The organism is Amycolatopsis thermalba, assembly GCF_003385215.1.
GTDB lineage: Bacteria > Actinomycetota > Actinomycetes > Mycobacteriales > Pseudonocardiaceae > Amycolatopsis_E > Amycolatopsis_E thermalba.
Genome location: NZ_PQHW01000051.1, coordinates 1 through 12,020 on the forward strand (window position 1 = coordinate 1; position 12,020 = coordinate 12,020).

General features: G+C 72.3%; 11 protein-coding genes. 4 read left to right on the plus strand and 7 right to left on the minus strand.

Annotated elements, in window-relative coordinates:
* Positions 1-78 precede the first annotated feature (78 nt).
* A complete protein-coding gene (locus D0D15_RS20275) occupies positions 79-1,812 on the minus strand; it encodes a pyruvate dehydrogenase (RefSeq protein WP_094004239.1) in 1,734 nt (577 codons plus the stop codon).
* A 99-nt stretch (positions 1,813-1,911) separates the two neighbouring features.
* Positions 1,912-2,577, minus strand: coding sequence for a FadR/GntR family transcriptional regulator (locus D0D15_RS20280; RefSeq protein ID WP_094004240.1), 666 nt, complete (start codon positions 2,575-2,577; stop codon positions 1,912-1,914).
* 93 nt (positions 2,578-2,670) lie between these two features.
* On the opposite strand from D0D15_RS20280, the gene D0D15_RS20285 reads away from it, so the two are divergent.
* On the plus strand, positions 2,671-4,059 hold the full coding sequence (locus D0D15_RS20285; protein WP_094004241.1) for a sialate:H+ symport family MFS transporter: 1,389 nt from the start codon (positions 2,671-2,673) through the stop codon (positions 4,057-4,059).
* Here D0D15_RS20285 and D0D15_RS20290 read toward each other — a convergent pair.
* Positions 4,052-4,684: a DUF6226 family protein gene (locus D0D15_RS20290; protein ID WP_094004242.1), complete on the minus strand. Its 633-nt coding sequence runs from the start codon at positions 4,682-4,684 to the stop codon at positions 4,052-4,054. The two genes, D0D15_RS20285 and D0D15_RS20290, sit on opposite strands and share 8 nt — an antisense overlap.
* Complete coding sequence (locus D0D15_RS20295) at positions 4,681-6,966, minus strand: ATP-binding protein (protein ID WP_115944666.1); 2,286 nt, start codon at positions 6,964-6,966, stop codon at positions 4,681-4,683. The genes D0D15_RS20290 and D0D15_RS20295 overlap by 4 nt, the downstream gene beginning before the upstream one ends.
* Positions 6,967-7,146: 180 nt before the next feature.
* Here D0D15_RS20295 and ku point away from each other — a divergent pair, with 180 nt between their 5' ends.
* Complete coding sequence (ku, locus tag D0D15_RS20300; RefSeq protein WP_198958150.1) at positions 7,147-8,004, plus strand: non-homologous end joining protein Ku; 858 nt, start codon at positions 7,147-7,149, stop codon at positions 8,002-8,004.
* 93 nt (positions 8,005-8,097) lie between these two features.
* A complete protein-coding gene (locus D0D15_RS20305; protein WP_094004243.1) occupies positions 8,098-8,301 on the plus strand; it encodes a hypothetical protein in 204 nt (67 codons plus the stop codon).
* Here the strand turns inward: D0D15_RS20305 and D0D15_RS20310 are convergent, their stop codons facing one another.
* Positions 8,302-9,192: a 2-hydroxyacid dehydrogenase gene (locus D0D15_RS20310; protein ID WP_094004244.1), complete on the minus strand. Its 891-nt coding sequence runs from the start codon at positions 9,190-9,192 to the stop codon at positions 8,302-8,304. It abuts the gene before it with no gap.
* On the minus strand, positions 9,189-10,493 hold the full coding sequence (locus D0D15_RS20315) for an MFS transporter (RefSeq protein ID WP_094004245.1): 1,305 nt from the start codon (positions 10,491-10,493) through the stop codon (positions 9,189-9,191). The genes D0D15_RS20310 and D0D15_RS20315 overlap by 4 nt, the downstream gene beginning before the upstream one ends.
* 111 nt (positions 10,494-10,604) lie before the next feature.
* Between D0D15_RS20315 and D0D15_RS20320 the strand changes: the two genes are divergently transcribed.
* The gene (locus tag D0D15_RS20320; protein WP_094004246.1) at positions 10,605-11,342 is read left to right on the plus strand and encodes an IclR family transcriptional regulator; all 738 of its coding nucleotides are present in this window, start codon (positions 10,605-10,607) and stop codon (positions 11,340-11,342) included.
* 268 nt (positions 11,343-11,610) lie between these two features.
* Here D0D15_RS20320 and D0D15_RS20325 read toward each other — a convergent pair whose 3' ends face one another.
* Positions 11,611-11,961, minus strand: a complete 351-nt coding sequence (locus D0D15_RS20325) for a VOC family protein (RefSeq protein ID WP_094004247.1) — start codon at positions 11,959-11,961, stop codon at positions 11,611-11,613.
* Between the last annotated feature and the right edge of the window lie 59 nt (positions 11,962-12,020).

The window sequence follows — 12,020 nt, forward strand, 5'->3', positions numbered from 1 at the left end:
CGCGCTCAGGGGTGGCGGCTCCGGTGGGCGGCGAGCCCAGGGGCGGACCCAGGGGCGGCGGGCCCAGCGGTGGCGGCTTCAGGGGCGGGGGATGTTGCGCAGGTTGCTGCGCGCCAGCTCGACCATCTTGCCCACCCCGCCGTTCAGCACTGTCTTGCTCGCGGCCAGCGCGAAGCCCCGCAGCATTTCGCTTGTGATCTTGGGTGGGATGGACATCGCGTTGGGGTCGGTGGTCAGTTCGACCAGTGCGGGGCCCTGGTGCTCGAACGCCTTGGTCAGCGCGGCGCGCACCTCGCCCGGCTGGTCGACCCTCGTGGACCAGATCCCGCACGCCGCCGCGATCGCGCTGAAGTCGACCGGCGCGTGGTCCGTGCCGTAGGACGGCAGGCCGTCCACGAGCATCTCCAGCTTCACCATCCCCAGCGAGGCGTTGTTGAACAGCACCACCTTCACCGGCACGTCGTACAGCGACAGCGTCAGCAGATCACCCATCAGCATCGCCAGACCGCCGTCGCCCGAGATGGACACCACCTGGCGGCCCGGGGCGGACAGCGCGGCGCCGATCGCGTGCGGCAGGGCGTTCGCCATGCTGCCGTGGCGGAACGAGCCGATCACCCGCCGCCGCCCGTTCGGCGTCAGGTACCGGGCCGCCCACACGTTGCCCATCCCGGTGTCCACAGTGAACACCGCGTCGTCGGCGGCGACCTCGTCCAGGACCGCCGCGGCGTACTCCGGGTGGATCGGCGTGTGCCGCTCGATGTCCCGCGTGTACGCGTCGACCACCTTCTCCAGCCGCCGCGCGTGCTCGCGCAGCATCCGGTCCAGGAAGGACCGGTCGGTGCGCTGCCGCAGCCGGGGCAGCACCGCCGCCAGCGTCTCCTTCACCGACCCGTGCACCGCCAGGTCCAGCGGCGTCCGGCGGCCCAGGTGCGCCGGGTTCGTGTCGATCTGCACCGTGTGCGCCTGCGGCAGGAACCCGTCGTACGGGAAGTCCGTGCCCAGCAGCACCACCCGATCCGCCTCGTGCATCGCGTCGTAGCACGCGCCGTACCCGAGCAGCCCGCTCATGCCGACGTCGTAGGGGTTGTCGAACTGGATCCACTCCTTGCCGCCCAGCGAGTGGCCCACCGGCGCGAGCAGACGGCCGGCCAGCGCCATCACCTCGTCGTGCGCGTCCCGGCAACCCGCGCCGGCGAACAGCATCACCTTCTCGCCGCTGTCGAGCACCTCGGCCAGCTCCGCGATCGCCGCCTCCCGCGGCACCACCGGCGACGGCTCGACCAGGTGCACCGTCTCGGCCCCCGAACCGGTGGCCCGCCGCTCCGCCACGTCACCGGGGATGCTCAGCACCGACACCCCGCCCCGCCCGACCGCGGTCTGCATCGCGATCCGCAGCAGCCGCGGCATCTGGTCCGCCTGCGACACCAGCTCGCTGAAGTGGCTGCACTCGGCGAACAACTGCTCCGGGTGCGTCTCCTGGAAGAACCCGGTGCCGATCTGGCCGGACGGGATGTGTGAGGCGATCGCCAGCACCGGCGCGCCGCTGCGGTGCGCGTCGTACAGACCGTTGATCAGGTGCAGGTTGCCCGGCCCGCAACTGCCCGCGCACACGGTGAGCCGCCCGGTGATCTGCGCCTCCGCGGCCGCCGCGAACGCCGCCGTCTCCTCGTGCCGGACGTGCACCCACTCGATGCCCGGAGTGCGCCGCACCGCGTCCACGACCGGGTTCAGGCTGTCGCCGACGATCCCGTAGATGCGGCGAACCCCGCAGTCCCGCAGGATCCGCACCATCTGCTCGGCCACTGTCGCCATCGCCCCACCCTTTCTCTCCTGGGGCCCAGGGTCCTCTCGAAGCCGTGCCGGCGTCCACCCGACTTCACTCGTTACGGGCGAAAATCGAATTCGACACAATCAGGTGAGCCGGCCGCGGACCTCGTCGAAGTGGTGCCGCACGGCCGCCCCGATCGCCTCCGGATCGCCCGCGGCGATGGCGTCCACGATCCGCTGGTGCTTGGCCACCAGCGCGTCCGAGGGCGTGCGAGGCGCCCCGATGAGCGCCTCGGTCTGCCGGTAGACGCTCCAGAACAGGCGGATCAGCTCGGCGGCCAGCTCGTTGCCGGCCGCGGTGCAGATCAGCTCGTGGAACTCGCCGTCCGCGGCCGCCGACGTCGCCGGATCGGCCATCCGGCGCACCCGCTCCGCGAGCTGTGCCAGCAGCTCGTCGTCCCGCTGCCGGGCGAGCTTGCGGGTCAGGTCGGTCTCCAGGATCTGCCGGACCTCCAGCAGATCGCGCAGCCCGCTCAGGTCGTCGCGCGAGCGGGCGCGCGTGCGGAACAGCAGCGACGGGCTGAGCGCGGTCATGCTCGCCGCGCCGACGAACGTGCCGTAGCCGTGCCGGATCTCCACGATGCCCAGGGCCTGCAACGTGCGCAGCGCCTCGCGGACGGAATTGCGCGCCGCGCCGAACTCCGCCATCAGCCGCGGTTCCGGCGGCAGCGGATCGCCGGGCCCGAGCCCGCGCCGGTCGATCAGCTCGACGATCGAGTCGGCCAGCTCCTGGCTGCGCGGTGTCCGCACTCTTGCCACCATCCGGAATCGTCGGCTAACGTTCCGCGGCATCATACGACGTCCAACGTCCCATGACTACCCCTCGATGCAGAGGTGAGGAACATGATCCCGTGGTACCGCAGGCTGGGCCCCGGCCAGTGGAAGGCGTTCGGCGCGGCGTGGCTGGGCTACCTGCTCGACGGCTTCGACTTCGTGATCATCACGCTGGTGCTCACCGAGCTGAGCGAGGAGTTCGACCTGTCGCTGGCCACGGCCGCCACGCTGGTGTCGGCCGCCTTCGTGTCGCGCTGGCTGGGCGGGCTCGCACTCGGCGCGTTCGGCGACCGCTTCGGCCGCCGCCCCGCGATGATCGCCTCCATCGTGCTCTACGCCGTCGGCACCGCGCTGTGCGGGTTCGCCTGGGACTACTGGTCGTTGTTCGTCTTCCGCGCGATCGTCGGCCTCGGCATGGCCGGGGAGTACGGCTCCAGCAGCACCTACGTCATGGAGAGCTGGCCGAAGGGCCTGCGCAACCGCGCCACCGGGTTCCTGCTGTCGGCCTACCCGATCGGCACGGTGCTGGCCGCCCGCGCCTACGACCTGATCGTGCCGAACCTCGGCTGGCGCTGGCTGTTCTGGCTCGGGATCGTGCCGGTGTTCGTGGCGCTGTGGCTGCGGCGCGCGCTGCCCGAGGCGCAGGACTGGACCGAGGAGGTGGCCTCCGGCAAGGCCGGTCCCACGAGCGCGTCCGCGCTGCTCGACCGGCGCTGGACCGCGCTGAACGTCGTGGTGACGCTGGTGCTCGCGACCTGCCTGGTGCTGATCTTTTCCGGTCACGCGGGGAACCTGTACCCGCTGTGCATCGCGTTGTGCGTGGCCGGGTTCGTGGTGTTCGGCGCGCAGATCAGCGGCCGCGCGTGGCCGGTGGCGGTGGGGCTGATGCTGACCGTGTTCTGCGCGTTCCTGTACTCGTGGCCGATCCAGTCGCTGCTGCCCACCTACCTGAAGACGGAGCTGCACTACAACGCCGGGCAGGTGGCCAACGCGCTGACCTGGGCCGGGCTCGGGTACGCGGCCGGGTCGTGCCTGGCCGGGATCCTCGGCGACCGGTTCGGCACGCGCACCACCTACGTCGGCGGGCTGCTGCTGTCGCTGGTGTTCGTGTTCCCCGCGTTCGCACTCGGCCCGGGCAGCATCGTGCTGGTGTGGGTGCTGCTGTTCGTGTTGCAGGGCACCAGTTCCGGCATCTCCGGGCTGCTGCCGAAGTACATCGGCGACCACTTCCCGACGCGCTCGCGCGCGGCGAGCCTCGGGTTCACCTACAACGTCGGCGCGCTCGGTGGCGCGGTCGCTCCGCTGCTGGGCGCCCAGGTGGCCGGGCACATCGGGCTCGGACCGGCGCTGGGCTGGCTCGCGGCCGGCCTGACGCTGCTCACCGCGCTGCTGGTCGGGTTCGACGTGCCGGCCCGCCTGGGCCGGATCGGGCGACGGGAGCCCGCGGAGGTCAGCTGAACCACGAGCGGCCGACGTGGGCCTCGGTGCCGTCCGGGAGCGGAACGTCCTCGCCGTCGGCGAGCCGGCGGCACAGCTCGAGCGCCCGCTCGTGGTGCGTGCCGGAGGAACTGCCGCCGCCGGGGTGCCACTGCGCGTCCCAGCCGCGTCCGTGCAGCGCCACGAACGGCCCGATGGCGGCGGTGACGGCCTCGTCGATCGCCTCCAGCAGGTCGTCGGAGCCCCAGTCGCACGCGTCGCAGCCGCAGTCCGGCTGCACCGACACCGCGATCTCCGGCCGGACGACGCCCACGTGCAGGACCGCGAGCGGCGCGTCCTGCTCCAGGAGCAGCAGCGGCAGCGTGCCCGGCCGGGCGGAGGTGATCCGGGCCCCTCGGTCGAACCGCTCCCCGTCGCCGAGCCGTCCCGGGGCGAGCGCCTCCACCGAGACACCGGACTGGGTGCCCAGGACCTCGGCCCAGACGCGGGCGCGGGCGTGCACCACGCGGTACCGCCCGGGATCGGTCACCCGCGAGTACTCCTCGTCGCGCGGGAAGTCCGGGTCCGCGTGCGGATCGGGCCAGGACGGCATGCGCAGGCGCGCGTAGCTCTCCGCCACCCGGGCGCGCAGGTCTTCCGCCGTCATGACTCGTTCGCCGTGATCCAGGCGGCGATCTGGCTGCGCGAGGTGAACCCGAGCTTGGCGAGGATGTGCTCGACGTGGGTTTCGGCCGTGCGCTGGGAGATCACCAGCTGCCCGGCGATCTGCCGGTTGCTCAGCCCCTTCGCCACCAGCGCGGCGATCTCCGACTCGCGGGCGGTCAGCGGGTTGCGGGACGGGCTTTCCGGCGCCGCGCGCGTGCGCCGCTCGTCCAGCGCGAACGCCACCGCCTTGCCGAACGCCATCGACGCCCCGCGCGCGAACTCCTGCTCGAACACCTGCCGCCCCAATGCTTCCCGGGCCGGCAGCGCGGCGTGCGTCTGGGACAGCTGCTGCAGCGCCGGCTCGATCCGCCCCGCGCCCGACAGCCGCCACGCGGTCGCCGCCGCGCCGAGCAGCCGGGCAGCCCGATCGTAGCGGCGCTCGGAGGCCGCGCACCAGGCGAGCGACTCCAGGCTGAGTGCGATCCCGGAGTGGTCGCCCGCCGGTTCGCGCAACCGGATCGCGTCGCGCTGCAGGCGTTGCGCGCGCTGCAGATCGCCCCGCCGCCACAGCGCCAGGCCCAGCACCCACACCGCCAGCGCCGTGTACCAGGGCGGATTGCCGTGCGCCGCGCACAGTTCCACCGCCTGCTCACCCGCCTGCTCGGCATCCGGTTCGCCGAGCACGAACCGCGCCAGCGCCAGGTACGGCAGGATCTGCAGGGACAGCCCGTCGTTGCCGATCTCCCGGCACGCCTCGTGCGCCTTCTCCAGCAGTTCGCACGCCCGTCGCGGGTCACCGAGGAAGTAGCGGCTGACGCCCTCGCACACCAGCAGCTCGACGCTGATCACCGGGTCGTCCAGCTCCGCCGCGATCGACCGGTACTCCCGCAGCCGCCCCGCGAACCCCTTGCGCACCCCGAGCCAGGTGCAGGTGAGCAGCGACGCGTGCAGCGCGCGGGCCCGTTCCCTTGACGCCCCGCCGTCGAGGCGGAGCACGCGGTCCAGCCACCGGCTGCCCTCGACCAGGTGCCCGCCGGCGATCCAGAACGTCGACAGGTTCCCGGCCATTTCCAGCGCGGGCCGCGGATCCGGCTCCTCCAGCCAGGACTCCAGCGCGGCGCGCAGGTTCGCGTGCTCGCTGTGCAGCCGCGCGATCCAGTCCTGCTGGCGCGCGGTGATCTTCTCCGCGGTGAACTGGCGGGCGAGCGCGCGGTAGAAGTCGCGGTGCCGCCGCGCGGACTCGGCGGGATCACCGTGCTCGGCCAGGCGCGCCGCGCCGAACTCGGCGAGCGTTTCCAGCATCCGGTAACGCGCGCTGTGCCCGTAGGTCTCCCGCACCCGCACCAGAACTGATTTGTCGACCAGCCCGGCGAGCAGGCCGAGGACCGTCTCACCGCCGATGTCCTCGCCCACGCACACGTACTCGGCCGCCGGCAGGTCGAACCCGCCGCGGAACACCGACAGCCGCTCCCACACCCGCTGCTCGGCGGGCAGGCACAGCCGGTAGCTCCAGTCGACGAGCGCCTCCAGGCCCTGCTGGCGCGGCGGCGCGGTGCGGGAGGCCTCGGTCAGCAGCGCGAACCGGTCGGTCAGGCGGTCGTTCAGCTCGGCCAGCGACAGCGTGCGCAGCCACACCGCGGCCAGCTCGATGGCCAGCGGCAGCCCCTCGACGTGGCGGCAGATGGCGGCGATGAGCGCCTCGTTCCCGGCGGTCAGCGCGAACCCCGGCGACACCGCGGCGGCGCGGTCGGCGAACAGCGACATCGCGTCCCAGCCCTCGGTGCCCTCGGTCGTCCCGCTCCGCTCGGGCAGGCTCAGCGGTTCCACCGGCAGCAGGTGCTCGCCCTCGACGGAGAGCCGCTGGCGGCTCGTGGCGAGCACGCGCAGCCCGCTCGTCGCGGCGAGCAGCTTGCCGATCAGGGTCGCGCACGCGTCGGTGAGGTGCTCGCAGTTGTCCAGCACCAGCAGCACCTGCCGGTCGCCGAGGAACTGGGCGAGCCGGTCCGCGGGCTCGACGGCCTCGTCGCGCAGGCCGATCGCGGTGGCGACGGTCTGCGGCAGCAGCGCCGGATCGTCCAGGGCGGCGAGCTCGGCGAAGTGCACCCCGTCCGGGAACGCGCGTTTCAGCCCGACCGCGGCCCGCACCGCGAGCCTGGTCTTGCCGACCCCGCCGAGCCCCGTCAGCGTCACCAGGCGCGTGACGGACAGCAGCCGCCGGATGTCCGCGAGCTCCTGCCGCCGGCCGACGAAGCTGGTGAGCTCGCTCGGAAGTGTGCCCGCCACCGCCACAGCCTAGTTCTCCGGCGCGGTGATCGGTGGGGTCGTGATGGTGCGGAGATGATGCACTCGCGCTGCCCTCCCGCGGGCGGCCGCGCTGCCGCCGGTTGGCCGCCTGGTGGCCGGCCCGGTTCTCGCGTAACGTCCGACCTGCGGTTATGTCGGCAGGAGCGGAGGGCCCCGGCGATGCGATCGATGTGGAAGGGCTCGGTGTCGTTCGGGCTGGTCACGATCCCGATCAACCTCTACGCGGCCACCGAGAACAAGAACGTGTCCCTGCGCCAGGTGCACGTCACCGACGGCGGGCGCATCCAGTACAAGCGCTTCTGCACCATCGACGGCGAAGAGGTGCCCTACGCCGACATCGCCAAGGGGTACGAGACCGACGACGGCGAGATGGTCGTGATCACCGACGAGGACCTCAAGGAGCTGCCGCTGTCCAGCTCGAACGTCATCGACGTGCTGGAGTTCGTGCCGCTGGAGGCCATCGACCCGCTGCACTTCGACCGGCACTACTACCTGGAGCCGCAGAAGGCCGCGGTCAAGCCGTACGTGCTGCTGCGCGACGCGCTGCACAAGTCCGGCAACGTCGCCATCGCCAAGGTCGCCCTGCGCCAGCGCGAGACCCTGGCCCTGCTGCGCGTGCACGCCGACGTCATGGTCATGACCACCATGCTGTGGCCGGACGAGGTGCGCACCCCGGATTTCGGGTTCCTGCGCGACGAGCTGCCTCAGGTCCGGCCGCAGGAGCTGAGCATGGCCGGCTCGCTGATCGAGTCGCTGTCCGAGCCGGTGTTCGACCCGGACAAGTACACCGACCAGTACCGCGAGGCGCTGGAATCGGTGATCGAGGCGAAGATCGCGGGCAAGAAGACCACCCGGCCGAAGGGGCGCGCGCCCCAGACCGACGTGGTCGACCTGATGGCCGCCCTGGAGGCGAGCGTCAGCGAGGCCAAGAAGGCGCGCAAACCGGCCAAGCGCACGGCCGCGAAGAAACCCGCCGCCCCCTCGGCGCGCACCCGCCGCTCGCCGAAGAGCGCCTGACCTCACCCCGACACGCCGGGACCTCCTCCCACCTTCCGGTGAGGCGTGGTGGTACCAAGGTGCCGCAACACGAACCGGCGGAAGGTGTCAGACATGGAGTGCCCCAGCTGCGCACGGGACCTCGACCACTGCCACGGCACCCTCGTCCTGCACGTGGACGCCCTGGTCGAGTGCACCGAACCGGACTGCACCGACACCGACCTGGTGCGGCACAGCCTCACGATCCGGTGCGACGAGGTCGACGGTGACTGCGTCTGCACGGCCGACTACGTCGTCGAGTACGCCCGGGCGTCCTGATCACCGCACCACGTTGACCAGCGGTTCGCCCTGGGCGAAGCGCTCCAGCTGCTGTTCCACCAGCCGCTTCGCGCGGGGGTGGAACGAGTCCGAACCACCCGCCACGTGCGGGGTGATGATCGCGCCCGGCAGCTGCCACAGCGGGTGATCCGCGGGCAGCGGTTCCGGGTCCACCACGTCCAGCGCCGCCCGCAGGCGGCCGTCCGCGACCTCCTTCGTCAGCGCCGCGGTGTCGATCGCGGTGCCGCGGCCGACGTTCACCACCAGCGCGCCGTCCGGCAGGGCCGACAGTTCCGGCGCCCCGATCAGGCCGCGGGTGGCCGGCGTGTCCGGCAGGATCAGCACGACGATGCTCGCGCCCGGCAGGAGTTCCGGCAGCTCGTCGATGCCGTGCACGCCGTCGCGCGCGGTGCTCGCCACGCGCACGACGTCGGCCTCCCCGGCTTCCAGGTACCGCTCGATGGCCTTGCCGATCGAGCCGTAGCCGATCAGCAGGACGCGCTCGTCGGCCAGCGAGCGGGTGTGCTCGCGGTCCCACGAGCCGGTGCGCTGCTGGGCGAACCAGCGCGGCAGGTCCCGCTGCGCGGCCAGGACGAGGGCGAGGGTGTGCTCGGCGACGCTGAGGTCGTGCAGGCCGCGCCCGTTGGCCAGGGTGACGCCGTCCGGGATCAGCGGCAGCAGGCTGTCCACCCCCGCGGACAGCGACTGCACGGCCTTCAGAGACGGCATCTTCGCGATCAGTTCCTGCGGCTCCGGACCGCTGTCGTAGGGCAGCACGTAGAACTCGACGTGCTCCAGGTCCGGTGGTGCGCCGGTGCCGTCGTAGACGGCGGTGTCCAGGCCGTCCGGGACGGCCAGACCGGACCAGGGCAGCAGAACTCGGGGCGTCATGCGACCTTCCTCTTCGGCGTGCGGACGGCGAGCAGGACCAGCGCGGACGCGGCCATCGTGCCCGCCAGCATCAGGAACGCCGCGGCGTCGGTGCCGGTGGCGGTGCGCAACCAGCCCACCAGATACGTGCCGAGGAAGCCACCGAGCGCGCCGGCGGAGTTGACCAGCGCCACGGCGACACCGGCGGTGCGGCGCGGCAGCAGCTCCGGGATCATCGCGAAGAACGGGCCGTAGGGCGCGTACATCGCGATCCCGGCGAGGACCAGCAGCGGGAACGACAGCCAGAAGGCGTCGTGCCCGGCGAGGTAGGAGCCGTAGAAGGTGACCGCGCCGGCGAGCAGCCACGGCCAGATGTAGCGGATGCGCCGGTTGCTGCGGTCGGAACCACGCGAGTTGAGCAGCATCGCGACGACGGCGAAGGCGTAGGGGACGGCCGACAGCAGGCCGGTGGCGCCGATACCGGCGGACGACCCGGCCTTGACGATCGAGGGCAGCCAGAACACGAACCCGTACACGCCGACGCTCCACAGCAGGTACTGCGCGGACAACACCAGCACGGCCGGGGTGCGCAGGGCGTCGATCAGCGGGTGGCGGCCGGTGGTGTCGGTGGTGGTCGCGAGTTCGGCCTGCTCGGCGGAGATGGCGGCGTCGACGGCCGCGCGTTCGGCCGGGGCCAGCCAGGGCGCGTCGGCGGGCCGGTCGCGGACCTGGGCGCGGAAGTAGAACGCCCAGATCAGGGCGGGCACGCCCTCGATGATGAACATCCCGCGCCAGCTGGTGGCCTCGATGAGGTAGCCCGACGCGGCGGACAGCCACATCACCGTGACCGGGTTGCCGAGGATGAGGAAGGCGTTGGCGCGGCCGCGTTCGGCCTTGGTGAACCAGCGCGCGAGCAGGACCACCAGCGCGGGCAGCACGGCCGCCTCGACCGCGCCGAGCAGGAAGCGGACGACGATCAGCAGCGGGACGGAGCTGAGCAGGCCCTGCAGCGTGGCGAGCGCGCCCCAGGCCAGGACCGACCAGAAGATCAGGTCGCGGACGCTGCGGTGGTCGGCGTAGAGCACGCCCGGGACCTGCAGCAGGAAGTAGCCGGCGAAGAACGAGGCCGCGATCAGGCCCGAGGTCGAGCTCGTGATGCCCAGGTCCTCGGACATGCCCCCGGCCGCCGCGATCGAGAAGTTCGAGCGGTCGAGGTAGGCGAGGCTGTAGGTCACGAAGACGATCGGGATCAGGCGCAGCCAGCGCTGCCTGCCCAGTTGTGCGGACGCGCCGGTCGTGCCGGTCAGTGGCGGGCTCTCCAAGGCGGCCTCCTTGCCGTTCTTTCCGTTATATGGAAAGCTCTTCCGTAATGCGGTACTTGATCGAGTGTGGAACGTTGACCGGGTGGCGTCAAGGGGTGGTGCGTGGCTGACATGGTGGGCAAGGCCCTGCGGGTGCTGTCGCTGCTCGGCGAGTACCCGGACGGGGCCGGGGTGTCGGAGCTGGCGCGGCGGGCCGGGTACCCGGTGAGCACGACGCACCGGTTGCTGAGTTCGTTGCAGGAGCAGGGTTTCGCGCGCAGTGATCCGGGGTCGAAGCGGTACGCGCTGGGGTTGCGGCTGTTCGAGCTGGGGCAGCGGGTGTCGCACGCGCGGGGGTTCGCCGGGGTGGCGTTGCCGGTGCTGCGGGCGCTGACGGAGCAGACCGGCGAGCCGACGCTGATGGCGGTGCTGGACGGGCATGAGCAGGTCTACGTGCACTCCGTGCAGGGCCCGCGGCAGATCCAGATCCGCGGCGAGCCGGGGCTGCGCGGGCCGCTGCACTGCACGGCGATGGGCAAGTGCCTGGTGGCGTTCGCGCCCGCGCCGGTGCGGGAGGAGCTGGTGGGTTCGCTGGAGCTGGCGGAGCTGGCGCCGCGGACGATCACCTCGCGGGAGGAGTTCGCGCGGGAGATCCGTTCGGTGCGGTCCCGCGGCTACGCGATGGCCGACGAGGAGCACGAGCCCGGCATCCGGGCGGTCGGAGTGCCGATCCTGGGCCCCGACGGCGTGGCGATGGCCGCCCTGTCCACGGCGGCGCCCGCGTACCGGATCTCGGTGGCCGAGCTGGAGGCCTTCGTACCGGCCCTCCAGGAGGCGGCGCGGGAGCTGGGCGCGGTGCTGCCCCGCTGAGGGCACCCCCACGCTCCCGCCCGCGAGTCCCACGCTCTCGTCCGCGAGTCCCACGCTCTCGTCCGCGAGTCCCACGCTCCCGCCCGCGAGTCCCACGCTCTCGTCCGCGAGTTCCACGTCCGGCGCCGCGAGTTCGACGGTGCTGCTCCCTATCCGCGCGCGAACACGCTTCATCTCCCGGGCTCCGTCCGCTGCACGCCACGTCGCCAGTGCGGGACTCGCGTGCAGGAGTGTGGGACTCGCGTGACGGAGTGTGGGACTCGCGACGTCAGTGTGGGGTGCCCACGCAGAACTGGTTTCCCTCCGGGGCCTCGAGCACCGTCCACGCCAGGCCGGGCACCTCGTGCTCGCCGAGCGCCGTCGCGCCGAGGCCGACCAGCCGGGCGACCTCGCCCTCCCGGTCGGTGGTCGCCAGGTCCAGGTGCAGCCGGTTCTTCCCGGCCCGCTCCTCCGGCACCTGCTGGAACCCCAGCCGCACCCCGCCTTCGCGCGCGGGCGTCAGCACCAGGTACTCACCCCAGTCCTGGTCGATCCGCACGCCGAGCGCGCCGCACCAGAACGCCGCCATCTGCCGTGGATCCGCGCAGTCCACGGTCACCATCCCCAGTTCGAGAGTCATGCCCGGACGGTAGCGCGCCGCACCGACAATTCCGGCCCGCCCGATAACCGCTGGACGCC